Origin of the sequence: Pseudomonas sp. Colony2 (assembly GCF_019382755.1) — a bacterium.
GTDB lineage: Bacteria > Pseudomonadota > Gammaproteobacteria > Pseudomonadales > Pseudomonadaceae > Aquipseudomonas.
The window spans coordinates 6,326,681-6,352,951 of the sequence record NZ_CP080030.1 but is presented as its reverse complement, the minus strand read 5'-3'; the positions used below and the strand labels follow the sequence as shown (position 1 = coordinate 6,352,951).

26 protein-coding genes are annotated in these 26,271 nt (G+C 61.6%); 16 read left to right on the top strand and 10 right to left on the bottom strand.

Features of this window, described 5'->3' with window-relative positions; all coding sequences use genetic code 11:
• The first annotated feature begins 110 nt into the window (after positions 1 to 110).
• The 13 genes from JV201_RS25860 (at position 111) to JV201_RS25800 (ending at position 12,680) form a co-directional block, all read left to right on the top strand.
• Positions 111 to 1,376 (top strand): glutamate-5-semialdehyde dehydrogenase, encoded by a 1,266-nt coding sequence (locus JV201_RS25860; protein WP_003215430.1) that lies wholly within the window; start codon positions 111 to 113, stop codon positions 1,374 to 1,376.
• Positions 1,376 to 2,020, top strand: coding sequence for a nicotinate-nucleotide adenylyltransferase (nadD, locus tag JV201_RS25855; RefSeq protein ID WP_003215431.1), 645 nt, complete (start codon positions 1,376 to 1,378; stop codon positions 2,018 to 2,020). Before JV201_RS25860 ends, nadD begins: the two co-directional genes overlap by 1 nt.
• A 69-nt stretch (positions 2,021 to 2,089) precedes the next feature.
• Entirely contained in the window at positions 2,090 to 2,584 is a 495-nt protein-coding gene (gene rsfS, locus JV201_RS25850; protein WP_003215432.1) for a ribosome silencing factor, read from the top strand.
• A gap of 9 nt (positions 2,585 to 2,593) precedes the next feature.
• On the top strand, positions 2,594 to 3,061 hold the full coding sequence (gene rlmH / locus JV201_RS25845; protein ID WP_003185785.1) for a 23S rRNA (pseudouridine(1915)-N(3))-methyltransferase RlmH: 468 nt from the start codon (positions 2,594 to 2,596) through the stop codon (positions 3,059 to 3,061).
• Between the two features lie 15 nt (positions 3,062 to 3,076).
• Complete coding sequence (gene mrdA, locus JV201_RS25840) at positions 3,077 to 4,975, top strand: penicillin-binding protein 2 (RefSeq protein ID WP_219406189.1); 1,899 nt, start codon at positions 3,077 to 3,079, stop codon at positions 4,973 to 4,975.
• A 31-nt stretch (positions 4,976 to 5,006) separates the two neighbouring features.
• Positions 5,007 to 6,110, top strand: coding sequence for a rod shape-determining protein RodA (gene rodA, locus JV201_RS25835; RefSeq protein ID WP_050442794.1), 1,104 nt, complete (start codon positions 5,007 to 5,009; stop codon positions 6,108 to 6,110).
• A gap of 17 nt (positions 6,111 to 6,127) precedes the next feature.
• Positions 6,128 to 7,141 carry a lytic murein transglycosylase B gene (gene mltB, locus JV201_RS25830; RefSeq protein WP_003215435.1) on the top strand — a complete coding sequence of 338 codons (1,014 nt, stop codon included), beginning with the start codon at positions 6,128 to 6,130 and terminating at the stop codon, positions 7,139 to 7,141.
• On the top strand, positions 7,141 to 8,139 hold the full coding sequence (locus tag JV201_RS25825) for a septal ring lytic transglycosylase RlpA family protein (protein ID WP_003215436.1): 999 nt from the start codon (positions 7,141 to 7,143) through the stop codon (positions 8,137 to 8,139). The genes mltB and JV201_RS25825 overlap by 1 nt, the downstream gene beginning before the upstream one ends.
• Before the next feature lie 185 nt (positions 8,140 to 8,324).
• Positions 8,325 to 9,482: a D-alanyl-D-alanine carboxypeptidase family protein gene (locus tag JV201_RS25820; RefSeq protein WP_003215437.1), complete on the top strand. Its 1,158-nt coding sequence runs from the start codon at positions 8,325 to 8,327 to the stop codon at positions 9,480 to 9,482.
• Positions 9,483 to 9,566: 84 nt separating this feature from the next.
• A complete protein-coding gene (locus JV201_RS25815) occupies positions 9,567 to 9,842 on the top strand; it encodes a DUF493 domain-containing protein (protein ID WP_003215438.1) in 276 nt (91 codons plus the stop codon).
• Complete coding sequence (gene lipB, locus JV201_RS25810; RefSeq protein ID WP_219406188.1) at positions 9,842 to 10,489, top strand: lipoyl(octanoyl) transferase LipB; 648 nt, start codon at positions 9,842 to 9,844, stop codon at positions 10,487 to 10,489. The genes JV201_RS25815 and lipB overlap by 1 nt, the downstream gene beginning before the upstream one ends.
• 2 nt (positions 10,490 to 10,491) lie before the next feature.
• A complete protein-coding gene (lipA, locus tag JV201_RS25805; protein ID WP_003215441.1) occupies positions 10,492 to 11,511 on the top strand; it encodes a lipoyl synthase in 1,020 nt (339 codons plus the stop codon).
• Between the two features lie 233 nt (positions 11,512 to 11,744).
• Positions 11,745 to 12,680 carry an LD-carboxypeptidase gene (locus tag JV201_RS25800; RefSeq protein ID WP_008436546.1) on the top strand — a complete coding sequence of 312 codons (936 nt, stop codon included), beginning with the start codon at positions 11,745 to 11,747 and terminating at the stop codon, positions 12,678 to 12,680.
• A 133-nt stretch (positions 12,681 to 12,813) separates the two neighbouring features.
• Here the strand turns inward: JV201_RS25800 and JV201_RS25795 are convergent, their stop codons facing one another.
• From JV201_RS25795 to leuS, 5 genes are all read right to left on the bottom strand, one after another.
• Positions 12,814 to 14,139, bottom strand: coding sequence for a lytic murein transglycosylase (locus tag JV201_RS25795; protein ID WP_003215443.1), 1,326 nt, complete (start codon positions 14,137 to 14,139; stop codon positions 12,814 to 12,816).
• A gap of 61 nt (positions 14,140 to 14,200) precedes the next feature.
• Positions 14,201 to 14,365, bottom strand: a complete 165-nt coding sequence (arfA, locus tag JV201_RS25790; protein ID WP_003176285.1) for an alternative ribosome rescue factor ArfA — start codon at positions 14,363 to 14,365, stop codon at positions 14,201 to 14,203.
• A gap of 84 nt (positions 14,366 to 14,449) precedes the next feature.
• Positions 14,450 to 15,487 carry a DNA polymerase III subunit delta gene (holA, locus tag JV201_RS25785; protein ID WP_008436560.1) on the bottom strand — a complete coding sequence of 346 codons (1,038 nt, stop codon included), beginning with the start codon at positions 15,485 to 15,487 and terminating at the stop codon, positions 14,450 to 14,452.
• A 39-nt stretch (positions 15,488 to 15,526) separates the two neighbouring features.
• Positions 15,527 to 16,132 (bottom strand): LPS assembly lipoprotein LptE, encoded by a 606-nt coding sequence (lptE, locus tag JV201_RS25780; protein ID WP_008436571.1) that lies wholly within the window; start codon positions 16,130 to 16,132, stop codon positions 15,527 to 15,529.
• A gap of 90 nt (positions 16,133 to 16,222) precedes the next feature.
• A complete protein-coding gene (leuS, locus tag JV201_RS25775; RefSeq protein WP_219406187.1) occupies positions 16,223 to 18,829 on the bottom strand; it encodes a leucine--tRNA ligase in 2,607 nt (868 codons plus the stop codon).
• A gap of 261 nt (positions 18,830 to 19,090) precedes the next feature.
• Between leuS and JV201_RS25770 the strand changes: the two genes are divergently transcribed.
• Together JV201_RS25770 and JV201_RS25765 are read left to right on the top strand one after the other, a co-directional pair.
• Positions 19,091 to 19,408, top strand: a complete 318-nt coding sequence (locus JV201_RS25770) for a hypothetical protein (protein ID WP_008436575.1) — start codon at positions 19,091 to 19,093, stop codon at positions 19,406 to 19,408.
• Positions 19,409 to 19,511: 103 nt separating this feature from the next.
• Entirely contained in the window at positions 19,512 to 20,273 is a 762-nt protein-coding gene (locus JV201_RS25765) for a YdcF family protein (protein ID WP_219406186.1), read from the top strand.
• A gap of 123 nt (positions 20,274 to 20,396) precedes the next feature.
• On the opposite strand, the gene lnt is transcribed toward JV201_RS25765, so the two are convergent.
• The 5 genes from lnt to miaB all read right to left on the bottom strand — a co-directional run bounded on the left by lnt (position 20,397) and on the right by miaB (position 25,807).
• Positions 20,397 to 21,920 carry an apolipoprotein N-acyltransferase gene (gene lnt, locus JV201_RS25760; RefSeq protein WP_219406185.1) on the bottom strand — a complete coding sequence of 508 codons (1,524 nt, stop codon included), beginning with the start codon at positions 21,918 to 21,920 and terminating at the stop codon, positions 20,397 to 20,399.
• 8 nt (positions 21,921 to 21,928) lie between these two features.
• Positions 21,929 to 22,768 carry an HlyC/CorC family transporter gene (locus tag JV201_RS25755; RefSeq protein WP_003215451.1) on the bottom strand — a complete coding sequence of 280 codons (840 nt, stop codon included), beginning with the start codon at positions 22,766 to 22,768 and terminating at the stop codon, positions 21,929 to 21,931.
• A 27-nt stretch (positions 22,769 to 22,795) separates the two neighbouring features.
• Positions 22,796 to 23,269, bottom strand: a complete 474-nt coding sequence (gene ybeY / locus JV201_RS25750) for an rRNA maturation RNase YbeY (protein WP_003215452.1) — start codon at positions 23,267 to 23,269, stop codon at positions 22,796 to 22,798.
• Positions 23,262 to 24,263 (bottom strand): PhoH family protein, encoded by a 1,002-nt coding sequence (locus JV201_RS25745; protein WP_003215453.1) that lies wholly within the window; start codon positions 24,261 to 24,263, stop codon positions 23,262 to 23,264. The genes ybeY and JV201_RS25745 overlap by 8 nt, the downstream gene beginning before the upstream one ends.
• A 218-nt stretch (positions 24,264 to 24,481) precedes the next feature.
• The gene (gene miaB / locus JV201_RS25740; RefSeq protein ID WP_102369960.1) at positions 24,482 to 25,807 is read right to left on the bottom strand and encodes a tRNA (N6-isopentenyl adenosine(37)-C2)-methylthiotransferase MiaB; all 1,326 of its coding nucleotides are present in this window, start codon (positions 25,805 to 25,807) and stop codon (positions 24,482 to 24,484) included.
• Between the two features lie 132 nt (positions 25,808 to 25,939).
• Between miaB and JV201_RS25735 the strand changes: the two genes are divergently transcribed.
• Positions 25,940 to 26,266 (top strand): DUF1820 family protein, encoded by a 327-nt coding sequence (locus JV201_RS25735; protein ID WP_003215457.1) that lies wholly within the window; start codon positions 25,940 to 25,942, stop codon positions 26,264 to 26,266.
• Positions 26,267 to 26,271 lie beyond the last annotated feature (5 nt).

The following is a 26,271-nucleotide window of genomic DNA, read 5'->3' as shown; positions in this document are numbered from 1 at the left end:
ACGTCGGGTTTTTACAGTTCATTTCGACCATCCGCCCCTCACCGCTGTCCGTAGGACGGCGTCACAGCTATAATCTGCCGCTTTCCTCTTTGCCAAGACCCCACCAGACCATGACTGAGTCCGTTCTTGACTACATGACCCGCCTGGGTCGCGCTGCCCGTCAGGCCTCGCGGTTGATCGCCCGTGCGAGCACTGCGCAGAAGAACCGCGCCTTGCTGGCGGCCGCCGACGCTCTGGATGCTTCGCGCTCCGAGCTGAGCGCCGCCAATGAACAGGATTTGGCCAACGGTCGCGCCAATGGCCTGGAGCCTGCATTGCTGGATCGCCTGGCGCTGACGCCGGCGCGGATCGACGACATGATCGAAGGCTTGCGTCAGGTGGCCAAGCTGCCTGACCCCATCGGTGAAATCCGCGACATGCGCTACCTGCCCTCCGGCATTCAAGTCGGCAAGATGCGCGTGCCCCTGGGCGTGATCGGCATCATCTATGAGTCACGCCCGAACGTGACCATCGACGCCGCGAGCCTGTGCCTCAAGTCGGGCAACGCCACCATCCTGCGGGGCGGTTCCGAGGCCATCAATTCCAACCGTGCCATCGCCGCGTGCATTCAGCAGGGCCTGGCCGTGGCTGAACTGCCGGCCGAAGTGGTGCAAGTGGTCGAGACCACTGACCGCGCTGCCGTTGGTGCGCTTATCACCATGCCTGAGTTCGTCGACGTGATCGTGCCACGGGGTGGCAAGAGCCTGATCGAACGCGTGAGCCGTGATGCCAAGGTGCCAGTTATCAAGCACCTGGACGGCGTCTGCCACGTGTTCATCGACATCGCCGCCGACCTCGACAAGGCGATCCGCATTGCCGACAACGCCAAGACTCACCGCTACGCCCCGTGCAACACCATGGAAACCCTGCTGGTGCACGTCGGCATTGCCGATCGCGTGCTGCCGCCGCTGGCTGCCATCTACCGCGACAAGGGCGTTGAACTGCGTGGTTGCGAGCGTACCCGGGCGATCCTCGGCAGCGACGTGATCGAGGCCACCGAGCAGGACTGGTACACCGAATACACGGCGCCGATCCTGTCGATCCGCATCGTCGACGACCTGGACCAGGCCATCGAACACATCAATCAATACGGCTCCAAGCACACCGACGCCATTGTCACCGAGCATTTCAGTGATGCCCGGCGTTTCCTCAACGAAGTGGATTCCGCTTCGGTGATGGTCAACGCCTCGACGCGCTTTGCCGACGGCTTCGAGTACGGCCTGGGGGCGGAGATCGGTATCTCCACCGACAAGCTCCACGCACGCGGCCCGGTTGGCCTGGAAGGGCTGACCAGCGAGAAGTACGTGGTGTTCGGTGACGGTCATGTGCGCACTTGATGGGTAAACGCATCGGGCTGCTCGGCGGCACCTTCGACCCCGTGCACATCGGCCATTTGCGCAGTGCACTGGAAGTCGCGGACGCCCTCGGGCTGGATGAACTGCGCCTGGCACCGAATGCCCGGCCGCCGCATCGCGATACGCCGCAGGTGTCTGCGCAGCAGCGCCTGGAGATGGTCCGCCTTGCTGTGGCCGGCATTGCACCGCTGGTGGTGGACGACCGCGAACTCAAGCGCGACAAACCGTCCTACACTGTCGACACCCTGGAACTGATGCGGGCCGAGTTGGCCGCGGATGACCAGTTATTTCTACTTTTGGGCTGGGACGCGTTTTGCGGCCTGCCCACTTGGCATCGCTGGGAAGAGTTGCTCCAGCATTGCCACATCCTGGTGCTGCAACGCCCGGATGCCGACGCAGAATCGCCGGATGCCTTGCGCAACCTGCTGGCGGCGCGGTCGGTAAGTGACCCTTTGGCCCTGACCGGGCCGAGCGGGAATATTGCATTCGTCTGGCAAACCCCGCTTGCGGTGTCTGCCACCCAGATCCGTCAACTGCTGGCCAGCGGGAAGTCGGTACGTTTCCTGGTGCCTGACGCGGTCCTGGCCTACATCGATGCGCACGGGCTTTACCGTGCGTCGAACTGAAAAGGCGCGCTTGAACGCACGAACAGTCGTGCAGCGAGCGCCCGAACATACGAGCAAAACGAGTTTTATATGACGAACAAAGACGTAAGCAAAGTTAAGCGCAAAGGCACGTTCAAGAGCGCTCCTCTGCCAGTAGAAGCCCACACCGGCCCTGAGCTGGCCGGCGAAGAGCTGGTGAAGGTTGCCGTGGCTGCCCTGGAAGACGTGAAGGCCCAGGACATCCAGGTCCTGGACGTGCGCGACAAGCAGAGCATCACCGACTTCATGATCATCGCCACCGGTACCTCCAACCGCCAGATCGGCGCGATGCTGGACAAGGTTCGCGAAGCGGTCAAAGCCCAGGGCGTCAAGCCATTGGGTGAAGAAGGCAAGGGCGACAGCGACTGGGTACTGCTGGACATGGACGACGTGATCGTTCACATGATGACCAGCAACGCCCGTCAGTTCTACGACCTGGAGCGTCTGTGGAAAGGCGCCGAGCAGAGCCGTGCCGCCGATGGCAAGCACCACAGCCCTGAAGTCGGCCACGCGCACTTCGACAAGCTCAACAAAGACCAGGAATAAGGAACGGCTGTGCGCCTGCGTCTGATCGCTGTCGGTTCACGCATGCCCAAGTGGGTGGAAGAAGGCTGGCATGAATATGCCAAGCGCCTGCCATCCGAATTGGCGCTGGAACTGGTGGAAATACCGCTCAACACCCGGGGCAAGAACGCCGACGTGGCCCGCTTTATCCGTCAGGAAGGCGAAGCCATGCTGGCCAAGGTCGGACCCAACGAGCGGATCGTGACCCTCGAAGTGCACGGCAAGCCTTGGAGCACCGAGCAGTTGGCGGTGGAACTGGATCGCTGGCGCCTGGATTCGCGCACGGTCAACTTCATGGTCGGCGGCCCCGAGGGGCTGGCGCCGGAAGTGTGCGCGCGGGCGGACCAGCGCTGGTCGCTGTCGCCCCTGACACTGCCGCACCCGCTGGTAAGAATTCTGATCGGTGAACAGCTGTATCGCGCCTGGACAGTTCTGTCCGGGCACCCTTACCACAAATAATCTGCGCCCTGCCTGATGACCCAGCCGATCCGCATCAAGGACCACGAGAAAGACGCACGTCTTGTACGCGCGCGGGTGGTCTTTGGCGCGATTTTGGTGGTGGCATTGCTGGGGGTGCTGATTGCGCGCCTGTATTTCCTGCAGGTGATCCAGTACGACTATCACTCCACATTGTCGGAAAACAACCGGGTGCACGTGCAGCCGATTCCGCCGACCCGTGGGCTGATTTTCGACCGCAATGGCGTGGTGGTAGCGGATAACCGGCCCAGCTTCAGCCTGAGCATGACCCGCGAACGCTCCGGGGACTGGCAGCAGATCCTCAATGTGATCGTCGAGGTGCTGCAACTGACGCCGGAAGACCGGGTGATTTTCGAAAAGCGCATGAAACAGGGGCGCCGGCCGTTTGAGCCGGTGCCGATCCTGTTCGAGCTGACCGAAGAGCAGATCGCCCGGATCGCGGTGAACCAGTTCCGGCTGCCAGGTGTGGAAGTGGTGGCGCAGTTGGTGCGGCACTACCCGCAAGGGGCGCACTTCGCGCATTCGGTCGGCTACATGGGCCGGATCAACGAGAAAGAGCTGAAGACCCTCGACCCGGTCAACTACAGCGGCACCCACCATATCGGCAAGACCGGCATCGAGCGTTTCTACGAGCCGGAACTGCACGGCCAGGTGGGTTATGAGGAAGTCGAGACCAACGCCCGTGGCCGCGTGCTACGGGTGCTCAAGCGTACAGACCCGGTGCCGGGCAAGGACATCGTGCTGAGCCTGGACATCAAGTTGCAGGAAGCGGCGGAGATGGCCCTGGGCGGTCGCCGGGGTGCCGTGGTGGCACTGGACCCGAGCACTGGCGAAGTGCTGGCGATGGTCAGCCAGCCAAGTTTTGACCCCAACCTGTTTGTCACCGGGATCAGCTTCAAGGCCTACGCCGAGCTGCGTGATTCCATCGACCGGCCGCTGTTCAACCGCGTATTGCGCGGCCTGTATCCGCCGGGCTCGACCATCAAGCCGGCGGTGGCGATTGCCGGCCTGGACTCGGGCGTGGTCACGGCATCGAGCCGGGTGTTCGACCCCGGCTACTACATGCTGCCCAACTACGATCACAAATACCGTAACTGGAACCGCACCGGCGACGGTTATGTGGACCTGGATACGGCGATCATGCGTTCCAACGACACCTACTTCTATGACCTGGCCCACAAGCTGGGGATTGATCGGCTGTCGGCCTACATGGGCAAGTTCGGCCTTGGTCAGAAAGTCTCCCTGGACATGTTCGAAGAATCCCCGGGACTGATGCCGTCCCGCGAGTGGAAGCGTGCGACGCGGCGCCAGGCTTGGTTCCCGGGCGAAACCCTGATCCTGGGGATCGGCCAGGGCTACATGCAGGCCACGCCGCTGCAACTGGCCCAGGCCACCGCGCTGGTGGCCAACAAGGGTGTGTGGAACCGCCCGCACCTGGCCAAGACCATCGAGGGCGAACGCCCGGTGGACGAAAACCCGATTCCCGACATTGTGCTGCGCGACCCGTCCGACTGGACCAAGGTCAACCACGGCATGCAGCAAGTGATGCACGGCGCCCGGGGTACTGCTCGTAAAGCGGCAGCCGGCGCGCAATACCGGATTGCCGGCAAGAGCGGTACGGCCCAGGTGGTCGCGATCAAGCAGGGCGAGAAATACGACCGCTCCAAGGTTCAGGAGCGCCACCGTGACCACGCCTTGTTCGTCGGCTTTGCCCCGGCCGACAACCCGAAGATCGTCGTGGCGGTGATGGTCGAGAACGGTGAATCCGGTTCCGGCGTAGCAGCGCCCGTGGTGCGGCAGATCATGGATGCCTGGCTGTTGACCGAAGACGGCAAGCTCAAGCCCGAATATGGCGGCACCCCATCCAGTGTGGAGGCTACGGCCCTTGAAGAGTAATTTTGACCGCATCCTCTCCAGCGAGGATGTGATGCGCCGCCGCGCCACTTTGCTGCAGCGCATGCACATTGATGGCCCGTTGCTGATCCTGCTGCTGACCCTGGCCGCCGGCAGCCTGTTCGTGTTGTATTCGGCCAGTGGCAAGAACTGGGACTTGCTGATCAAACAGGCGTCGTCGTTTGGCCTGGGCCTGTTGTCGATGGTGGTGATCGCCCAGCTGGAGCCGCGCTTCATGGCGCGCTGGGTGCCGCTGGGGTATGTCGCCGGCGTGTTGCTGCTGGTGGTGGTGGATGTCATGGGTCACAACGCCATGGGCGCGACGCGCTGGATCAACATCCCGGGGGTGATTCGCTTCCAGCCGTCGGAATTCATGAAGATTTTGATGCCTGCGACCATCGCCTGGTACCTGTCAAAACGCACACTGCCGCCCCAGCTCAAGCACGTGGGCATCAGCCTGATATTGATCGGCGTGCCGTTCATCCTGATCGTGCGCCAGCCCGACCTCGGCACCTCGCTGCTGATCCTGGCGGGCGGCGCGTTCGTGCTGTTCATGGGGGGGCTGCGCTGGCGCTGGATCCTCAGCGTGCTGGCCGCGGCCGTGCCGGTGGCCGTGGCCATGTGGTTCTTCTTCATGCACGACTACCAGAAGCAGCGAATCCTCACGTTCCTCGACCCGGAGAGCGATCCGCTGGGCACCGGCTGGAACATCATCCAGTCCAAGGCGGCCATCGGTTCCGGCGGCGTATTCGGCAAGGGCTGGCTGCTGGGCACCCAGTCGCACCTGGACTTTTTGCCGGAAAGCCACACCGACTTCATTATCGCGGTGATGGGCGAGGAGTTCGGCCTGGTGGGCATCTGCGCACTGTTGCTGATTTACTTGCTGCTGATCGGGCGCGGCCTGGTGATTACTGCCCAGGCGCAAACCCTGTTTGGCAAATTGCTCGCCGGCAGCCTCACCATGACGTTTTTTGTTTACGTTTTCGTCAACATCGGTATGGTCAGTGGCCTGTTGCCGGTGGTTGGGGTGCCGTTGCCGTTCATTAGCTACGGCGGAACTTCGCTGGTGACATTGCTGTCAGCGTTTGGGGTTTTGATGTCGATCCATACCCATCGTAAGTGGATCGCACAGGTTTGAATAAGGTGAAGATGTCAATGCAAGTAATGCGCGGCTGGGCTGCCCGGCACGTGTCCTGGATGGGCCTGTTGGGCCTGCTGGGAGCCGCTGTGCAGGAAGCGCAGGCCGGCGACTACGACGGTTCGCCCCAGGTCGCCGAGTTTGTCGGTGAGATGACCCGTGACTATGGTTTCGCCGGTGAACAGCTGATGGGCGTGTTCCGCGAGGCCCAGCGCAAGCAGGCGATCCTCGACGCCATCTCCCGGCCCGCCGAGCGCGTGAAGCAGTGGAAGGAATATCGCCCGATGTTCCTGACCGACGCCCGCGTGGCGCGGGGCGTGGACTTCTGGCGCCAGCACGAAGCGGTGCTGGCCCGCGCCGAGCAGGAATACGGCGTACCGGCCCAGGTGATCGTGGCAATCATCGGCATCGAAACCTTCTACGGCCGCAACACCGGCAGCTACCGGGTGATCGACGCCTTGTCGACCCTGGGCTTTGACTACCCGCCACGCGCCGAATTCTTCCGCAAAGAGCTGCGCGAGTTCCTGTTGTTGGCCCGTGAAGAGCAGGTCGACCCGTTGACCCTCAAGGGCTCCTACGCCGGGGCCATGGGCTTGCCGCAGTTCATGCCGAGCAGCTTTCGCGCCTACGCCGTGGATTTTGACGGCGACGGCCATATCAATATCTGGAGCAACCCCGATGACGCTATCGGCAGCGTCGCCAGCTATTTCAAGCGCCACGGCTGGGTAGCCGGCGAGCCGGTGGTGATTCGCGCCGATGTGACCGGTGAGCGCGCCGATGAAGGCCTGACCCAGGGTATCGAGCCGGTCAAGACGGTCGGGGAGTTGCGGGCGCTGGGCTGGTCGAGTCAGAATGCGCCACGCGATGATATGCCGGTGACGGCGTTCCGCCTCGAAGGCGAAAATGGCCCCGAATACTGGATGGGCCTGAAGAATTTCTACGCAATCACGCGTTATAACCGCAGTGTGATGTACGCCATGGCCGTGCATCAACTGTCAGACATGCTGGTCCAAGCACGGGGCGTCAAGTAATGCCGGTATCACCGATGTACAAACCCCTGAAGCTGTTGGCGTACGCCGCATTGTCGTTATTGGTGGTCAGTTGCTCCACCAGTCGTGCACCGGTGCAAAAAACCGCTGGCACGGCGATCCGCTCCCAGCCGGGGCTGGATATCAACCGCGCCCACAAAGACGGCGCGCCGTGGTGGGATGTGGATGTTTCGAAGATCCCGGATGCCACGCCGACCCTGCACACCGGCCCTTACAAGGCCAATCCCTATACCGTGCTGGGCAAAAACTACTTCCCGCTGCAAGACTCCAAGACCTACGTGCAATCAGGTACGGCGTCCTGGTACGGGACCAAGTTCCACGGCCAGAACACCGCCAACGGCGAAGTCTATGACCTGTACGGCATGAGCGCGGCGCACAAGACCCTGCCGCTGCCCAGCTATGTACGCGTGACCAACCTGGACAACAACCGCTCGGTAATCCTGCGGGTCAATGACCGTGGGCCGTTCTATTCGGACCGGATCATCGACTTGTCCTACGCCGCCGCCAAGAAACTCGGGTATGCCGAAATCGGCACCGCCCGGGTGAAGGTCGAAGGTATCGACCCGGCCCAGTACTGGGCCCAGCGTGGCAAGCCGGCGCCGTTGATGCTCAACGAACCGCAAACCCCGCAACCGCAAGTCACGGCCTCGGCCGGCAAGATCGAACAGTGGACCCCGCCGCCGGCGCAGCACGCCCCGGACACGGTGGTCATTCCGCATGCAGCACCGGGAGCCTCTACCGTGGGCGGCCAGTACCTGCAAGTCGGCGCTTTCGCCAACCCGGACGCGGCAGAGCTGCTAAGGTCCAAGCTCAGCGGGATGGTCAGCGCGCCAGTCTTTATCAGCTCTATTGTGCGTAACCAGCAGACCCTGCACCGTGTGCGCATGGGGCCGATCGGCTCGCCGAGTGAAGTTGCGCAAGTGCAGAACAGCGTGCGCCTGGCCAACCTGGGGCAACCCAGCGTGGTCACCGCCGAGTAAGCAGTACAAAGGATTGATGGCTCAGGCTCGCATGCGGGTTTGAGCCCTGGTTGTTGGCTCGTTGAACAATAAAAACCCAGGGGCAAGGGGTGGGCATGCAACCGAACACGCGACAGTCTGGCGACGGGCTGTCTGAATAGTTTTGCCCGCGAGGGCAAGTTTCCATAAGCAATTTCGAGAGACGGATGAACATCACCACCTTAGCCAAACGCACGTGCCTGCTTCTTTCGCTGATCATCACCCCGGCCGCCTGGGCGGTTGAAATGGTGCCAGCTTCCCCGCAACTGGCTGCCAAGGCCTGGGTCCTGATGGACGCCGCCAGCGGCAACGTGCTGGTGGAGAACAACGGTGACCAGCGCCTGCCCCCAGCCAGCCTGACCAAGCTGATGACCGCCTACATCGCGACCCTGGAAATCCGTCGCGGCCAGATCGGCGAAAACGATCCGGTGACCGTCAGCGAAAACGCCTGGCGCACCGGCGGTTCGCGGATGTTCATCAAGGTCGGATCGCAAGTGACCGTCAGCGACCTGCTGCACGGCATCATCATCCAGTCGGGTAACGACGCCAGCGTAGCCCTGTCCGAGCACATCGCCGGCAGCGAAGATGCGTTCGCCGACATGATGAACAAAACTGTGGCCGACCTGGGCATGACCAACAGCCACTTCATGAACCCGACCGGCCTGCCGAACCCTGAGCACTACTCGTCGGCTCACGACATGGCGATCCTGGCTCGCGCGATCATTCGTGTCGACCCGGTGCACTACGCGATCTACTCCCAGAAAGAGTTCTTCTGGAACAACATCAAGCAGCCTAACCGCAACCTGTTGCTGTGGCGTGACAAGACCGTCGATGGCCTGAAAACCGGCCACACCGAAGAAGCCGGCTACTGCATGGTGTCGTCCGCTGTCCGTGACGGCCAGCGCCTGATTGCCGTGGTATTCGGTACCAACAGCGAGCAGGCCCGTGCGGCCGAGACGCAAAAGCTGCTGACCTATGGCTTCCGTTTCTTCGAAACCCAGACCTTCTACCAGAAAGGCACCGAGCTGGCTCAAGCCCCTGTGTGGAAAGGCGCGACCCATCAAGTCAAGGCTGGCCTGGCTGAAGACCTGACCCTGACCATGCCTAAAGGCCAGCTCAAGAAGCTGGTGGCCAGCATGACCATGAACCCGCAACTGGTCGCACCGATCGCCAAGGGCGACGTGATTGGTAAAGTCGAAGTGAAGCTGGACGACAAGGTGGTGCACAGCGCCGATCTGATCGCTCTGGACGCCGTCGACGAAGGTGGTATCTTCCGACGCGTGTGGGATAGCATCCGTCTATTCTTCTACAGCTTGTTCAACTGATAGTGTGCACCTGCATGACCCCGCGCTGATCCGGCGCGGGGTTATGCCCGTCGCCACGGCTTACGCTTACGAGGCCGTTACGCCATGACCGATACCGAAGTAAAGGCGCCAAAGATCGAATTCCCAAACGTGGACTATCCCGTCAAGGTGATCAGCGATACGGGTGTGGGCAACAAGGACAAGATCATCGAGATCGTCAAGAAACACGCAACGATCAACCATGACCGTGTGGATGAGCGTCAAAGCACCAACGGCAAGTACACCACTATTCAGTTGCACATCGTGGCGACTGACCAGGACCAGCTCTACAACATCAACAGCGAACTGCGGGCTACCGGCTTCGTGCACATGGTGTTGTGATGTCACAGACCCTGGGCTTTCGCGAGCTCGGCCAAATGGCTTACGAACCGGTGTGGCTCGCCATGCAGCGGTTCACCAACGAGCGCGGCACTGAAGCCCCGGATGAAATCTGGCTGGTGGAGCACCCGCCGGTTTTCACCCAGGGCCAGGCCGGCAAGGCCGAGCATTTGCTGCTGCCGGGAGAAATCCCGGTGGTGCAGGTCGACCGCGGCGGGCAGGTGACTTACCATGGCCCAGGTCAATTGGTGGCTTATCTGTTGCTGGACGTGCGCAGGCTGGGTTTTGGCGTACGTGAGCTGGTCAGTCGCATGGAGTCATGCCTGATCGAGCTGCTGGCCAGCTACGGTGTGACCGCCGCGGCCAAGCCGGATGCACCGGGGGTTTATGTTGATGGCGCGAAAATCGCCTCCCTGGGCTTGCGGATTCGCCACGGTTGTTCCTTTCATGGCCTGGCCTTGAATGTGGACATGGACCTGGCGCCGTTTCGACGGATCAATCCCTGCGGCTACGCCGGTTTGGCGATGACCCAGTTGAGCGATCACGCAACACCACTAGAATTTGCCGAGGTAAGTGCCCGGCTGCGCGCGCAGCTCGTCAAACACCTCGACTATGCTGAGCAGACGACCCTAACGGGCGGAATCGACTGATTATGACTACTGATGCAGTGCAAACCATGATCCCGACGCTGGATGTTACCGAGCGTCCGGCCCCGCGTGCCAAGGTAGAAGCCGGCGTCAAGCTGCGCGGCGCCGAGAAGGTTGCACGCATCCCGGTGAAGATCATTCCGACCACCGAACTGCCGAAAAAGCCTGACTGGATTCGCGTGCGTATCCCGGTTTCGCCGGAAGTCGACCGCATCAAGGCCCTGCTGCGCAAACACAAGCTGCACAGCGTGTGCGAAGAGGCGTCCTGCCCGAACCTGGGCGAGTGCTTCTCCGGTGGCACCGCGACCTTCATGATCATGGGTGACATCTGCACCCGTCGTTGCCCGTTCTGCGACGTTGGTCACGGCCGGCCGAAGCCACTGGACGTCAACGAGCCGGAAAGCCTGGCCATCGCCATCGCCGACCTGAAACTCAAGTATGTCGTGATTACCTCGGTAGACCGCGACGACCTGCGTGACGGCGGTGCCCAGCACTTTGCCGACTGCATCCGCGAGATCCGCAAGCTGTCGCCGAACGTGATGCTTGAGACCCTGGTGCCGGACTACCGTGGCCGTATGGACGTGGCGCTGGAAATCACCGCCGCCGAGCCGCCTGACGTGTTCAACCACAACCTGGAAACCGTACCGCGCCTGTACAAGGCTGCGCGTCCGGGTTCGGACTACCAGTGGTCGCTGACCCTGCTGCAGAAATTCAAGCAGATGATGCCGCACATTCCGACCAAATCCGGCCTGATGCTGGGCCTGGGCGAAACCGACGAAGAAGTCATCGAAGTCATGAAGCGCATGCGCGAACACGACATCGACATGCTGACCCTCGGCCAGTACCTGCAGCCGTCCCGCAGCCACTTGCCGGTACAGCGCTTCGTGCACCCGGATGTGTTCGCCTGGTTTGCCGAAGAAGGCTACAAGATGGGCTTCAAGAACGTCGCTTCCGGCCCGCTGGTACGTTCCTCGTACCACGCCGACGAGCAGGCGAAACTGGTCAAGGCCAGCCTGGTGTCCTGATACGCGGAACGCCGGACACTGCAGGACCCATGTGGGAGCCGGCTTGAGTGGGAGCGGGCTTGTTCGCGAATGCGTTGGATCAGTTGACCTGTCCGGTGACTGACTGACCGTCTTCGCGAGCAAGCCCGCTCCCACCCAGGCCCGCTCCCACATTTGCTACTGACTCTTCCTCTTCTGTTTGCAACCATTGCTGTTTAGAGTGCCTTGGGCAATCCACGCGAGGAGAACCATGGATGACGACTCAATTGACCACTTGTGCGGTACCTGCGCTGCGCGCCGAAGGCGTGATCGGGCTGATTGCCCCTGCCGGGCCGGCCGAGCTGGATATCGACACGGCCACGCAATGGATGCGCGCCCGGGGCTACACACTGCGGATCTTTCCGGGCGTGAGCCAGCGGGATGGCTATCTGGCCGGCAGTGATGAGGTACGCCTTGATGACCTGCACGCTGCGTTCGCCGATTCGACCATCGACGCGATTTTCTGCCTGCGCGGCGGCTACGGCACGCCACGCCTGCTGGACCGCCTGGACTTTGACCTGCTCCGGGCCAACCCCAAGCCATTCGTAGGCTACAGCGATATCACCGCCCTGCACCTGGCGATCAACCGGTACGCCGGTTTCGTCACCTTCCATGGTCCGATGTTCAACGCTGACCTGTTAGGTGAAAAGCAACAGCCTACCGAGTCGTCGCTGTTCAGCATGCTGCGTGGGCAAGTGAAAGCCGGTAGCCAGCTGGCTCACCCTGTGGCCTACCCGCTGACCACCGTCGAGCCAGGCATCGCCTGTGGGCGGCTGCTGGGCGGCAATCTATCGATGATCGCAGCAGTGATGGGCACGGCTTACGAGATTGATGCCGAGGGCATCATTCTGTTTATCGAAGACGTGAACGAGCCGTTGTACCGCATTGACCGGTTGCTCACCCATTTGCGCCTGGCGGGCAAGCTGGCCCAGGTGGCGGGCGTGGTGGTGGGGGATGTGGCTGGGGTTGATAGCCTTGCGCTTGAGCGCTTGCTGAAGCAGACCTTCGAGCCGTTGTGCATTCCTGTGCTGTCCGGCTGGCGCAGCGGGCACTGCAACCCGAACCTGACCTTGCCGTTGGGCGCCAGGGTGCGGCTGGATGCGGGGGAGAAGCGGTTGGTGTTGGAACAGGATGTGGTGTTTAAGGCCTGAACTTTGTAGCGCCGATAAAGGCCTCTTCGCGAGCAAGCCCGCTCCCACATTTCGATCGCGTTCCTTCAGGAAGTGCACGGTCAAAATGTGGGAGCGGGCTTGCTCGCGAATGCGGTAGCAGCCATACGCCGATCTATCGGCTTTGCAGCGACTCCAGCAACTTCACCGTCGGATACCCATCCGCCGGCCAGCCCAGGGACTGCTGCGCGGCACGAATCGCCTTGCGGGTATTCGCACCGATGATCCCGTCCGGGTTGCCCGCGTCGTAACCATTGGCACTGAGCACCGTCTGCAAGTCAATTCGCTGCGAGCGAGTCAACGGCAGTTCATCTTTCGGCCAGCTCCCACGAATCAAGCCACCGCCCCCGAAGCGTTCCGACAACAAGCCAACTGCCAACGCGTAGGACGACGAGTTGTTGTACTTGAGGATCGCGCGGAAGTTATCCAGCACCAGGAACGCCGGGCCACGATAGCCGGCCGGCAGCAACAGGGCGGCGGAAAGCTGGTCGACGTTGGCCGGGACACTGGCGCCCGGCGGCACCTGGATTCCCAGTTTCAGCCACTCGCCAACGGTCTTGCGTACGCTGCCATCGGCCAGGGCGTAATCAAAATTCAACGGCAGTTGCTGCACCTCGAAGCCCCAGGGCTGGCCTTTCTGCCAGCCGGAGCTTTGCAGGTAGTGCGCGGTGGAGGCGAGGGCGTCGGCCGGGCTGTTCCAGATATCGCGGCGGCCGTCACCGTCGAAGTCTACGGCGTGGGTGTTATAGGTGGTCGGGATGAACTGGGTCTGGCCCATGGCCCCGGCCCAGGAGCCTTTCATCTGGTCGGCGGCGATATCGCCATGCTGGATGATTTGCAGCGCCGCCAGCAGCTGCGCCTGGGCGAAGGCCGGGCGACGGCCTTCATAGGCCAGGGTCGCCAGTGAGCGGATCACCGAGTTGTTGCCCTGGAACTGGCCGAAGTTACTCTCCATGCCCCACACCGAGACCAGCGCCTGGCGGTCGACGCCGTAACGGTCCTCAATGCGTTGCAGAATGTCGGCGTACTTCACCAGCAGCGACTGGCCATTGCGCACCCGCAGCGGCGACAGCGCGCCGTCGAGGTATTCCCATACCGGGCGGGAGAACTCCGGCTGGCTGCGGTCGGCGCGGATCACCGCCATGTCGGGTACGACATTGGCAAAGGCCGTGTCGAAAACCTGCGGCGTGATACCGGCCTTCAAGGCTTCCACGCGAAACCCCGCCTGCCATTCGGCAAAGGTCTGGGTCGGCTGGATATCAAGATTGTCTGCCACCAGTGGCGCAACGACGGCAGGCGCAGCTACCGGTGCAGTCTGGAGCGGGGGCAGGGGTTGGGCATCGGCAGCGGTGGGTTTTTCCGCGCAGGCGACTAACAGAATGAGGCTGGAGGCAGCGATCAGTTGGCGAAGGTGCCAACGACGGGAAAGACTAGAGGGCATGCACAGGTCCAGGGAATACGAATCAGGTACAGACCTTATCATGCCGGAGGGGCGCTTGCCTTCAGGCAGCCAGAAAGTAAGAAGCCTCCCAGCTATTAGACTGGAAGGCTTCGCGGCGGTAGCTGCCTTTGCCTTTGCCGGCTCGTTCCTGGCGACTGCGGAACAACGGCTGGGCGATGATGGATTTGGCCTTGTTGGGGCCATGCTTGGATGGCTTTTTGCTCATGATGGGTACTCTCTGGCGGGTTGATGATGCGGTGCGAATCATCTGCCGAAGTTTGGATTCTGTCCAGCCCAGCGATACGTAGGACTATTCAGCAGGCAGCGCCAAGCGCTGTCCTGACATCAAAAGTGACAAACGACTCAGGCTCATCCACGGCGATCCAGCCGCCTGGCCCTTGATCTGCGCGTCAATGCGCTGGGCCTCCAGCAGCAGTTGCGCCCAGCGTTGCGCCGAGTGCCGTTGCAGGGCTTTGCTGATCAGTGGTTTGCGCTTGTCCCATACCGGTGGCCGCGCCTGGCTGAAGGCCTTGTCCAGTGGGATGCCCTGGCTGTACTGCAGGGCAATATTGGCCAGCAGCCGTAATTCTCGCGCCAGGGCCCAGAGAATCACCGGCGGCTCGACGCCTTCGCCGCGCAGCCCTTCGAGCATGCGCAGGGCGTGGGCGGGTTCGCCGTTGAGGATCGCATCCACCAGGCCAAATACGTCAAAGCGCGCGCTGTCCGCCACGGCGCCTTGTACGGTTTCGACGGTGATCTGGCCACCCTCGGCCATCAGCTTGAGCTTTTCGATTTCCTGGGCGGCGGCCAGCAGGTTGCCTTCCACCCGCGCCGCGATCAGCTCCACCGCATCCTGGCTGGCACTCAGCCCGGATTGCGACAGGCGCTGACGAATCCACTGCGGCAGTTGGCTGCTGTCCACCGGCCAGATCTGTATGAACTGAGTCTGGCCACCTTCCACCAGCGCCTTGCCCCACTTGGTTTTCTGCGCACTGCCATCGAGCTTGGGCAGGCTGATCAGCAGCAGCGTGTCTTCGGCAGGGCGTGCGCAGTATTCCATCAAAGCCGCCGCGCCTTTGTCGCCGGGCTTGCCCGAAGGCAGGCGCAGTTCCAGCAGGCGTTTTTCGGCGAACAGCGACATGCTCGCCCCGGCTTGCAGCAGCGTACCCCAGTCGAAACTGGCGTCGGCGCTGAATACCTGGCGTTCATCGAAGCCCTGTTGGCGGGCGGCGGTGCGAATTGCGTCCGCAGCCTCCTGGCACAGCAGCGGGTCATCACCGCTGACGATGTAGACGGGCGCAAGGCTGCCTTGCAGGTGCTTGGCGAGTTGGGCGGGGGCGAGTTTCATAGGCAGGGTGAACGGGGCGCCTGGGGCGCCCCGTCTGGCTTACTCGACAGGAACTTCGACAGGCGACTGTTTAGGTTGGCTGTCTTCATACTCTTGCGCCGCTTTCAGCGCATCGGCATCTGCCTTGGCCTTGGCATCCGCGGTTTGCTGCAGCTTATCCAGTTGCTCCGGCGTGATCAGTTGCAGGCGCAGGACCATGCGCTGCACCAGTTCACGACGCATTTCCTTGCGCACCTGGATGGTTTCGGAGTCCGAACCCACCAGGTTGTTGCCGTCGTGGCTCACGACTTTCTGTATCTGGATCTTGTCGCCCATCAACGGCAGGTGGTCGTGGCCCTGGATTTCGAAGAAGAGCGTGGTGCTCAGCTCAATGTCCGAAGCACGCCCGGCGCTGGCGTAGCTGAGGCTGCGCTGCTCTTCTTTCTCATCCACCAGGTTCAGTTTGTAAGCCGCGCCTGAATAGACTTTGACGCCACTGTTTTCCAGGACCTGGCGCAGCTGTTGCACTGTCTCGCCGTAGGAGTTGCGGGCGGTGACGTCCAGTTCCTTGATCGCCAGTTCGGTGGTGCCGGTGCCGCGCAGCTGGAAGCCGCAAGCGCTCAGCAGCACGGCAAGGCCCATAACCAGCAGATTGCGTTTGATCATTTTGATGCTCCCCTTGAAACCATGTGGGCCTTATCGAGGCCCTGGAGGTTTTGTTCGGCGCCAGGGTTATTCCCTCGGCGCCCGATCCGATTAGCTAGCGACGATATTGACCAGTTTGCCGGGCACCACGATCACTTTGCGGATCGTCAGGCCTTCGGTGAAGCGCAGCACGTTCTCATTGATACGGGCGGCGGCTTCGACGTCTTCACGGCTGGCGCTGGCCGGCATGTCGATCTGGCCACGCAGCTTGCCGTTGACCTGAATCACCAGTTGCAGCGTGTCCTGTACCAGGGCGCTGTCATCCTGTACCGGCCAGCCGGCATCGATGACGGCACCGCTGTGGCCCAACTGGTTCCACAGTTCGTGGCTGATGTGTGGCGTGATCGGCGCCAGCAGCAGGGTGACCGTTTCCAGGCCTTCCTGTACCAGTGCGCGGTCCTGTTCGGTGGCCTGCGGCGCTTTCTCCAGCACGTTCATCAGCGTCATCACCTGGGCGATGGCGGTGTTGAATTTGTGGTGCTGGCCCACGTCCTGGCTGGCGTGCTTGATGGCCAGGTGGGTGCTGCGGCGAATGACTTTTTGCTCATCGCTCAGGGCCGCCACGTCCAGCTTGCCCGGCAAGCCTTGGCTGACATGGGCGTGCGCCAGGCGCCAGACGCGCTTGAGGAAGCGATGCGAACCTTCGACGCCGGAGTCCGACCATTCCGCGCTCATGTCAGGCGGCGAGGCGAACATCATGAACAGGCGGCAGGTGTCCGCGCCGAACTGGTCGATCATCGACTGTGGGTCGACGCCGTTGTTTTTCGACTTGGCCATCTTCTCGGTGCCGCCGATTTCCACCGGCAGGCCGTCGGATTTCAGCTTGGCGCTGATCACCTTGGCCTTGCTGTCACGCTCCAGCTCGACATCTGCCGGGTTGAACCAGGTGTAGGCGCCATTGGCTTCGCGGCGGTAATAAGTCTCGGCAATCACCATGCCCTGGGTCAGCAGGTTCTTGAACGGCTCGTCGGAACTCACCAGGCCTTCATCACGCATCAGCTTGTGGAAGAAGCGCGCGTACAGCAGGTGAAGGATGGCGTGTTCGATACCGCCGATGTACTGGTCTACCGGCAGCCAGTGGTCGGCCGCGGATTTTTCCACCAGGCCGCCTTCATAGTGCGGCGAGGCGTAGCGGGCGTAGTACCACGAAGACTCCACGAAGGTGTCCATGGTGTCGGTTTCGCGTTTGGCCGGGGCACCGCAGTTCGGGCAGGTGCACTCGTAAAATTCGGGCATGCGCGCCAATGGCGAGCCAGCACCGTCCGGCACCACGTCTTCGGGCAATACGACCGGCAGTTGGTCTTCCGGTACCGGCACGTCACCGCAGGTTTCGCAGTGGATGATCGGGATCGGGCAGCCCCAGTAGCGCTGGCGGCTGATGCCCCAGTCACGCAGACGGAACTGGGTGCGCGAGGCACCGAGGTTTTTCTTGATCAGCGCGACTTCGATGGCGTCGAAGGCGCCTTCGAAATCCAGGCCGTCGAACTCGCCGGAATTGATCAGTGTGCCGTGTTCGTTGTACGCGTCCTGCCACGGAGCCGGGTTGGTGTCGCCCGAACTGGTGCGCACCACGGACTTGATCGGCAGGTTGTACTTGACGGCGAATTCGAAATCGCGCTCGTCGTGGGCCGGCACAGCCATTACTGCGCCATCACCGTAGTGCATCAGCACGTAGTTGGCGACCCACACCGGCAGCTTCTCGCCGGTCAATGGGTGCTCGACGAGCAACGAGGTCGGCAGGCCTTTTTTCTCCTGGGTGGCGACGTCGGCTTCGGCGACGCTGCCGCCCTTGCATTCGGCGATGAACGCCTGCAGCTCAGGGTTGTTCTGTGCGGCCTGGGTGGCCAGCGGGTGTTCGGCGGCCACGGCGACGTAGGTCGCGCCCATCAGGGTGTCCGGACGGGTGGTGAAGACTTTCAGTACACCTTCTGCGCCGATGGAGTCGACGTTGTAGGGGAACTGCACTTCCATGCCACGGGACTTGCCGATCCAGTTGCGTTGCATGGTCTTGACCTGCTCGGGCCAGCCCGGCAAATCATCGAGGCTCGACAGGAGTTCATCCGCGTAGGCGGTGATCTTGAAGTAGTACATCGGGATTTCGCGCTTTTCGATCAGCGCGCCGGAACGCCAGCCGCGGCCGTCGATCACTTGTTCGTTGGCCAGTACGGTCTGGTCCACCGGGTCCCAGTTCACGGTGCCGCTCTTCTTGTAGATCACGCCTTTTTCGAACAGGCGAGTGAACAGCCATTGTTCCCAGCGGTAGTAATCAGGCTTGCAGGTGGTCACCTCGCGGGACCAGTCCACCGCCAGGCCCAGGCTGCGCAGCTGGGTCTTCATGTAGGCGATGTTTTCGTAGGTCCACTTGGCGGGCGCTACGTTGTTCTTCATCGCGGCGTTTTCCGCCGGCATGCCGAAGGCGTCCCAACCCATGGGTTGCAGGACGTTCTTGCCCAGCATGCGCTGGTAGCGGGAGATGACGTCGCCGATGGTGTAGTTGCGCACATGCCCCATGTGTAGCTTGCCGCTGGGGTAAGGGAACATCGATAGGCAATAGAAAGTCTCCTTGCCTGGCTGTTCACTGACTTCAAAGGACTTTTGCTCATCCCAGAACGACTGGGCGGCATTTTCTATTTCACGGGGCTGATATTGTTCGTGCATGGCTACTTTTGAACTGAATAGGGGTGGCCTAATCCTCTTCGGTGCAACGTTCAGGTTGATCGACACCAAAAAGCGGCGCGTCCGTGCCCAAACCCTGCGGGAAGTGGAGTTACAGGAAGCGCCGTAGCATACATGACCCCACTCTATCGAGGGAAACCCTGATTGCGCCGCCGAGGCCGTTGGTCGCGGCGCCAGGCAGGCAGGGCAAGCAGGACTACGCTGTTTAGTGGGGAGTGAGTCTTATCTTCAATGAGGTGAGGGATGGTTGATTCGCAGCGAACTTTAACGAAACCGCAGGTGTACGAAGGACTGATCGACCGTTTGGGTCGAGCACTGGATGCAGCAAAAACCGCAGGCCGATTGTGTGATGAACGGCCTCTGGAGTTGGAACTGCGTGGCTTGAGCCAGGCAGAGCTGGACGTGATCAGGGTGTATCTGGAGTTGAATGAGCATCGCGCGTCCCATGGCATGGCCTCCCCGCCAGCCCAGGAGTTTTCGCGATCGGCCAAGGTGGTATGGCTCAAGGATTTTTCGGCCGGTCGCAGCCCGGAAAAACTCCGGTCCGTGCGTTTCAAGTGAAGTACCGCGTTAGTGATCTGTAGCCTTCTCAGCGTCTGTTCCTGTAAAGATTGTCGCTTAACCCCGTTACACCTTAGGCTTCGGGCATCTTTGGAGATGCCCGATGCCTATTCGCTATTTCATTAAACAATTGTTGTTGCCGCCCGGCATCCTGTTGCTGTTGCTGGCCCTTGCCTGGTGGTTTCGTCGCAGCCGACCGCGGCTTGCGGCCGTGTGCTTTGCCCTGGGATTTGGCGGGATGTTGCTGATGAGCCTGCCGGTGGCGGTTCAATGGGGCGCAAAGGCCCTGGAGACCGAGCCGCCTCTGGCCCGTGATGAACGGGCGACCCTGGCGCAGCGGGCTGATGCCATCGTGGTGTTGGGCTCGGGGCGTGAGCGCGGGGATCCGGCGTGGGGCTCCGATCAGCCGACGGGTATCGGCCTTGAGCGCCAGCGCTATGCAGCCCGCCTGGCCAAGGCTTCGGGCTTGCCGGTGCTGACCACCGGCGGCTTGCACTACGGCACACCGCCCAGCGAGGCGGAGTTGATGGCGGTATCGATGCAGGATGACTTTGGCGTGAGCGTGCGCTGGAAGGAAGAGCGCAGCCGTACCACGTGGGAAAACGCGCAGATGAGTGCCGAGATTCTGCTGCCGCAGGGGATCAAGCGTGTGGTGGTCGTGACTCAGGCCTGGCATATGCCGCGCTCGCGCTGGAGCTTCGAAAAGGCCGGGTTCACGGTTGTTCCGGCGCCAGTGGGGTTTCTTGGTTTGGACAATGCCCGGCCATTGGGGGGCTGGATGCCGGAGTTCAAGTCGGTATGGCAGAGCGGGCAGTTGCTGAATGAGGCGGTGGGGCAGGTGGGTTACCGGATGTTTTACAGGTAATACCGCAGGTCAAATGTGGGAGCGGGCTTGCTCGCGAATACAGTGTGTCAGTCACTGGTGCTTTAACTGACAGATCGCATTCGCGAGCAAGCCCGCTCCCACATTGTCGTCCGAGTATTTCTTTTAAACCGTTTTCGACATCCGGCCCGCCAACAGCGCCCAGCCAAACAGGCCAAGGCACAGGATGATCAACGGCCAGGAACGCCATTCCAAGTACGGGGTGAGGTTGTGCATCGGCACGACCTCGCCGTAGAGAATCCCGCGTTCAAACTGCGGGATCTGCACGGTGATCTGCCCGTACGGGTTGATCAGGCCAGTGACGCCGTTGTTGGTGGCGCGGATCATCCAGCGCCCGGCTTCCAGGGCGCGCATCTGGGCCATCTGCAAATGTTGCAGCGGGCCGATGGAGCGGCCGAACCAGGTGTCGTTGCTGATGGTCAGCAACAAATCGCTGCGGGCCGACAGGCCGGCGGCGAACTCCGGGTACACCACTTCATAGCAAATGAACGGCGCAATCTGATAGCCCTTGGCTTGCAGCAAAGCCTGGTCGGACGGCCCGCGGGCGAAGTCCGACATCGGCAGGTCAAAGAACGCGATCAAGCCGCGCAACATGTCCTGCAGCGGCACGTACTCGCCAAACGGCACCAGCTTCTGCTTCAGGTAGGTGCCGTCGCCTTCGCCCACCACCGTGATGCCGTTGAAGAAGCGCTTGTGGTGATGCACTTCCTGGCGGATCGGTACACCGGTGATCAGCGCAGTGTGCCGGTCAGCGGCGAACTTGCCCATCATGCCCAGGTAACCCTCCACGGATTCCTTGAGCACCGGCACGGCGGTTTCCGGCCATACCAGCAGGTCGACAGGCTTGGAGCTGAAGCTCATGTCGCGGTACAGCGCGAGCTGCGCATTGAGCTGCTCCGGGTCCCACTTCATGCTTTGTTCGACGTTGCCCTGGACGGCTGCCACGGTCAGCGGCGCGCCGGCGGGGGTGGTCCATGCATGATGCTTGAGTGCCAGGCCGATGGCCCATGGCGCCAACAACAACAGCAAGCCGGCACCGATGAACAGGTTGCGCTTAGCCGCCAGCAGACGCGGCAGGTTGCAGATCAGTGCGGCGGTCAGCGCCAGGGCAAAGGATATCAGCCACATCCCGCCCAGCGGCGCGAGGCCGGTGAGAGGACCGTCGAGCTGGCTGTAACCGGAATAGAGCCAGGGAAAACCGGTGAGGAACCAGCCGCGAAACGCTTCCTGGCCAACCCACAAGGCCGCGAAGGCCAGGGCATCGGCCAGTGGCGCTTCGTTGCGGCGCAGCCAGCGCGCCCACAGCCAGGCGGGCAGGGCAAAGAACCAGGCAATGGCCGCCGTAAACGCCAGCATCAGCATGCCCGCCAGCAACACCGAAGCGCCGCCGAAGTGGTGAATGCTGTAGTAGATCCAGCTGGTACCGGCACCAAACAGGCCGAAACCGAAACACCAGCCGCGCCACAAGGCCTGGCGCGGTGTCAGTTCACGCAATCCCGCATAAAAGAACCCGGCCGCCACCAGCGCAAACGGCCAGAGGTCGAACGGCGCCAGCGCCAGGGTGGTGATGGCGCCGGCCACCACGGCCAGCAAGTTACCGGGCCAGCCGGGTGCAATCATACGGCGCATGTCAGTCCTTAGCGGGCAATAGGTGTCAAACGGATCAAGTGAATACGGCGGCTGTCGGCATTCAGGATGCGGAAGCGATAGGCACCGATCTCGGTGGTCTCGTTACGCTTGGGCAGGTGCCCGAACGCACTCATCACCAGGCCGCCAACCGTGTCGAATTCATCGTCGGAGAATTCGCTGTCGAAGAACTCGTTGAAGTTCTCGATCGGCGTCAGGGCCTTGACTAGGAAATCACCGCTGGGCAGCGGCTTGATGTAGCTGTCTTCTTCCACATCGTGTTCGTCTTCGATGTCACCGACGATCTGTTCCAGCACGTCTTCGATGGTCACGAGGCCGGCCACACCGCCGTATTCGTCAATGACGATGGCCATGTGATTGTGGTTCGCACGAAATTCGCGCAGCAGCACATTCAGGCGCTTGGATTCGGGGACGAAAGTGGCAGGACGCAGCAGGTCCTTGATGTTGAAGCTGTCGCCGTTCTCCTTGAGGATCAGCGGCAGCAGGTCCTTGGCCAGCAGGACGCCCATGACGTCGTCATGGCTTTCGCCGATCACCGGGTAGCGCGAGTGCGCCGAATCGATGACGGCCGGGAGGAATTCCCGTGGGGTCTGGGTCGCCTTGATGCTGACCATCTGCGAGCGCGGAACCATGATGTCCCGCACTTGCAAGTCAGCGACCTGGATAGCGCCTTCGACGATGGCCAGCGCTTCGCTGTCCAGCAACTTGTTCTGATGCGCCTCGCGCAGCAGCTCCAGCAGCTCCTGACGGTTTTTCGGCTCGTGGGCAAAGGCCTGGGTGAGTTTCCCCAGCCATGACTTTTGCCCGTTGCTCGATCGGTCTTCGCTCATAGCGATTACTCTAAATCCTTTATTGTTTCAGTTAGGTGTAGTTGCAATTTCGTCGTCTGCATACGGGTCACGATGACCCAGTTCTGCAAGCAACGTTCGTTCCAGTGCTTCCATTTCTTCGGCTTCGTCATCGTCTATATGGTCGTAACCCAAGAGATGCAAGCAGCCGTGGATGACTAGATGGGCCCAATGGGCCTCAAGTTCCTTGCCCTGTTCCTTTGCTTCACGCTCGACCACTTCGACGCAGATCACCAGGTCGCCCAGCAACGGGATATCCAGCAGCTCATCGGGTACGTCGGCGGGAAACGACAGCACGTTGGTCGCGTAGTCTTTTTGTCGCCAGGTGTGATTCAGTTCACGGCCTTCGGGCTCGTCCACCAGGCGAATGGTCAGCTCCGAGTCGGCGGTGCGCTGGCGCAGGGCCAGGGTGCACCACTGGCGGAACTGTTCTTCGCTGGGGGCGGGCGCTTCGGTGGCCAACTGCAGGTCAAGCTCAAGCATCGCGGCGAGTGTCCTTGGCCGGTTGGTCGTCGCGGTGTTCGAAGCGCTCGTAGGCTTCGACAATGCGCTGCACCAACGGGTGACGTACCACGTCTTTGGGCATGAAGTGCGTGAAGCTGATCCCCGGCACGTCCTTGAGTACGTCGATCACCTGGGCCAGGCCCGACTTGGTGCCTTTGGGCAGGTCGACCTGGGTGACGTCGCCGGTGATCACGGCGGTGGAGCCGAAACCGATCCGGGTCAGGAACATCTTCATCTGCTCGACGGTGGTGTTCTGGCTTTCGTCGAGAATGATGAAGCTGTTGTTCAGCGTACGGCCACGCATGTAGGCCAGCGGGGCGATCTCGATCACCTGGCGCTCGATCAGCTTGGCCACGTATTCGAAGCCGAGCATCTCGTAGAGCGCGTCGTAGAGCGGGCGCAGGTACGGGTCGATCTTCTGGGCCAGGTCGCCGGGCAAAAAGCCCAGCTTCTCGCCGGCTTCCACCGCCGGACGCACCAGCAGGATGCGTCGCACCTGCTCGCGCTCCAGGGCGTCGACCGCGCAGGCCACGGCCAGGTAGGTCTTGCCGGTACCGGCAGGGCCGATGCCGAAGTTGATGTCGTTGCCCAGGATCTCTTTGACGTAGCGCTGCTGGTTCAAGCCGCGAGGGCGAATCATGCCTTTCTTGGTGCGCAACGCGACGCTGGCTTCGGCTACCGGGTTATTGGCCAGGTCCTCCACGGCGGATTCCTGCAGGTACAGGTGCACCGTTTCCGGCGACAGCTCGCTACCTTTGGTTTCCCGGTAGAGGCGGCGCAGAAGGTTTTCTGCCGAGGTGGTGTGCTGGGGTTCACCAATCAGCTCGAATTGATTGCCGCGGTTGCGGATCTCGATGCTCAGGCGTTGTTCGATCAGGCGCAGGTGCTCGTCGAACTGTCCGCACAGATTGGCGAAACGGCGAGCCTCAAAGGGCTCGAGGAGAAAACGATGTGGTTCTATGGGTGCGTTCAAGGTCGTTTTTAGCCGCCCTGGGGCAATTAAGATGAAATCAAGGATAACGCCAGCAGGCTGCGTGCGAAAGCACTTATATATCCCGAAGCTGGCACCGTTCTAATGTGGGAGCGGGCTTGCTCGCGAATGCGATGGGGCAGTCAGCCTGTTCGTTGCCTGATACACCGCCTTCGCGAGCAAGCCCGCTCCCACATTGGTTCCCGGTGGCCGAATTATTGTTACACCAGCGAACCGCGCAGCGAGTGCGGTTGTGCCGCGTCGATGTGCACGTCGGCGAACTGCCCGATCAGCGTCGGATTATCACAGCGGAAGTTGACGATCCGGTTGTTCTCGGTCCGGCCCTGCAATTCGCCAGGGTCTTTTTTCGAGTAGTCGGTCACCAGGATGCGCTGGGTCGAGCCCACCATCTGTCGGCTGATCTCGAAACCCTGCTGGTTGAGGCGATGTTGCAGGGCGTTCAAACGCTCCTTCTTCAACGCTTCCGGGGTTTCGTCGAGCAGGTCTGCCGCCGGGGTGCCCGGGCGCTGGCTGTAGACGAAGGAGTAGGAGAAGTCGAAGCCTACGTCTTCGATCAACTTCATGGTCTGCTGGAAATCTTTCTCGGTTTCCCCTGGGAAGCCGACGATAAAGTCCGAGCTGATGCAGATCCCCGGCACCGCCGCACGCAATTTGCGCAATTTGGATTTGTATTCCAGGGCGGTGTGGTTGCGCTTCATGGCCGAGAGAATGCGGTCCGAGCCCGATTGCACCGGCAAGTGCAGGTGCTTGACCAGCTCCGGCACTTCGGCGTGGGCCTGGATCAGGCTGTCGGAGAACTCCAGCGGGTGCGAGGTGGTGTAGCGAATCCGCTCGATCCCGTCGACGGCAGCCACTACGCGGATCAACTCCGCGAGGTCCGCCAGGCGCCCGTCGTGGGTCTGGCCACGGTAGCCGTTGACGTTCTGCCCCAGCAGGGTCACTTCACGCACGCCGTTCTCGGCCAGGTGAATGATCTCTGCCAGCACGTCGTCGAACGGGCGGCTGACTTCTTCGCCGCGGGTGTATGGCACCACGCAGAAGGTGCAGTACTTGCTGCAGCCTTCCATTACCGACACATAAGCGCTTGGGCCGTCGATGCGCGGTTCGGGCAAATGGTCGAATTTTTCGATTTCCGGGAACGAGACGTCGACTTGCGGCAGCTTGGTGATGCGCGCGGCGTCGATCATTTCCGGCAGGCGGTGCAGGGTCTGCGGGCCGAAGACCACGTCGACGTACGGTGCACGGTCGCGAATGGCGGCGCCTTCCTGGCTGGCCACGCAACCGCCGACGGCGATCACCATGTCCGGGTTGGCCAGTTTCAGTTCACGCCAGCGGCCCAGCTGCGAGTAGACCCGGTCCTGGGCCCGCTCGCGGATCGAGCAGGTATTGAGCAGGATCACGTCGGCGTCTTCAGCGCGAGCGGTGACTTCCAGGGCCTGATGTTCACCCAGCAGATCGACCATGCGCGAGCTGTCGTACTCGTTCATCTGGCAACCGTGGGTTTCGATGTAAAGCTTCTTGGCCATGGGGATCGTCAACTGGTGGTAAAGAACCGCGCATTATAGGGGGCATGCCGATAGGTTCCTAGCACTGTGCATCGGACGCCATGCTATAGTTCGCGCCCTCTTTTAAATCCCCCGATGTGTTACCCGCCCACCATGACCAAACGTGAAGCTCCAATCTACAAGGTGATTTTCCTTAACCAGGGCCAGGTGTTCGAAATGTACGCCAAGCAGATCTATCAAAGTGATCTGTGGGGCTTCCTGGAAGTGGAAGAGTTCGTCTTTGGCGAGCGCACGCAGCTGGTCGTCGACCCGGGCGAGGAAAAACTCAAGGCTCAGTTCGAAGGCGTAGTGCGCAGTTTTGTGCCGATGCATTCGATCGTGCGCATCGACGAAGTCGAGCGCCTGGGCACGCCGAAAATCAGCGAGGCCCGGGGCATGAGCAATGTCATGCCGTTTCCGATGCCGATGCCTGAGAAGTAAGGCTT

What these genes read in the sequence shown, in the direction of transcription:
- JV201_RS25860 (WP_003215430.1), top strand. Translation starts at nt 111, where the DNA reads ATGACTGAGTCCGTTCTTGACTACATGACCCGCCTGGGTCGCGCTGCC.
- nadD (WP_003215431.1), top strand. Translation starts at nt 1,376, where the DNA reads ATGGGTAAACGCATCGGGCTGCTCGGCGGCACCTTCGACCCCGTGCAC.
- rsfS (WP_003215432.1), top strand. Translation starts at nt 2,090, where the DNA reads ATGACGAACAAAGACGTAAGCAAAGTTAAGCGCAAAGGCACGTTCAAG.
- mrdA (WP_219406189.1), top strand. Translation starts at nt 3,077, where the DNA reads ATGACCCAGCCGATCCGCATCAAGGACCACGAGAAAGACGCACGTCTT.
- rodA (WP_050442794.1), top strand. Translation starts at nt 5,007, where the DNA reads ATGCGCCGCCGCGCCACTTTGCTGCAGCGCATGCACATTGATGGCCCG.
- mltB (WP_003215435.1), top strand. Translation starts at nt 6,128, where the DNA reads ATGCAAGTAATGCGCGGCTGGGCTGCCCGGCACGTGTCCTGGATGGGC.
- JV201_RS25825 (WP_003215436.1), top strand. Translation starts at nt 7,141, where the DNA reads ATGCCGGTATCACCGATGTACAAACCCCTGAAGCTGTTGGCGTACGCC.
- JV201_RS25820 (WP_003215437.1), top strand. Translation starts at nt 8,325, where the DNA reads ATGAACATCACCACCTTAGCCAAACGCACGTGCCTGCTTCTTTCGCTG.
- JV201_RS25815 (WP_003215438.1), top strand. Translation starts at nt 9,567, where the DNA reads ATGACCGATACCGAAGTAAAGGCGCCAAAGATCGAATTCCCAAACGTG.
- lipB (WP_219406188.1), top strand. Translation starts at nt 9,842, where the DNA reads ATGTCACAGACCCTGGGCTTTCGCGAGCTCGGCCAAATGGCTTACGAA.
- lipA (WP_003215441.1), top strand. Translation starts at nt 10,492, where the DNA reads ATGACTACTGATGCAGTGCAAACCATGATCCCGACGCTGGATGTTACC.
- JV201_RS25800 (WP_008436546.1), top strand. Translation starts at nt 11,745, where the DNA reads ATGACGACTCAATTGACCACTTGTGCGGTACCTGCGCTGCGCGCCGAA.
- JV201_RS25795 (WP_003215443.1), bottom strand. Translation starts at nt 14,139, where the DNA reads ATGCCCTCTAGTCTTTCCCGTCGTTGGCACCTTCGCCAACTGATCGCT.
- arfA (WP_003176285.1), bottom strand. Translation starts at nt 14,365, where the DNA reads ATGAGCAAAAAGCCATCCAAGCATGGCCCCAACAAGGCCAAATCCATC.
- holA (WP_008436560.1), bottom strand. Translation starts at nt 15,487, where the DNA reads ATGAAACTCGCCCCCGCCCAACTCGCCAAGCACCTGCAAGGCAGCCTT.
- lptE (WP_008436571.1), bottom strand. Translation starts at nt 16,132, where the DNA reads ATGATCAAACGCAATCTGCTGGTTATGGGCCTTGCCGTGCTGCTGAGC.
- leuS (WP_219406187.1), bottom strand. Translation starts at nt 18,829, where the DNA reads ATGCACGAACAATATCAGCCCCGTGAAATAGAAAATGCCGCCCAGTCG.
- JV201_RS25770 (WP_008436575.1), top strand. Translation starts at nt 19,091, where the DNA reads ATGGTTGATTCGCAGCGAACTTTAACGAAACCGCAGGTGTACGAAGGA.
- JV201_RS25765 (WP_219406186.1), top strand. Translation starts at nt 19,512, where the DNA reads ATGCCTATTCGCTATTTCATTAAACAATTGTTGTTGCCGCCCGGCATC.
- lnt (WP_219406185.1), bottom strand. Translation starts at nt 21,920, where the DNA reads ATGCGCCGTATGATTGCACCCGGCTGGCCCGGTAACTTGCTGGCCGTG.
- JV201_RS25755 (WP_003215451.1), bottom strand. Translation starts at nt 22,768, where the DNA reads ATGAGCGAAGACCGATCGAGCAACGGGCAAAAGTCATGGCTGGGGAAA.
- ybeY (WP_003215452.1), bottom strand. Translation starts at nt 23,269, where the DNA reads ATGCTTGAGCTTGACCTGCAGTTGGCCACCGAAGCGCCCGCCCCCAGC.
- miaB (WP_102369960.1), bottom strand. Translation starts at nt 25,807, where the DNA reads ATGGCCAAGAAGCTTTACATCGAAACCCACGGTTGCCAGATGAACGAG.
- JV201_RS25735 (WP_003215457.1), top strand. Translation starts at nt 25,940, where the DNA reads ATGACCAAACGTGAAGCTCCAATCTACAAGGTGATTTTCCTTAACCAG.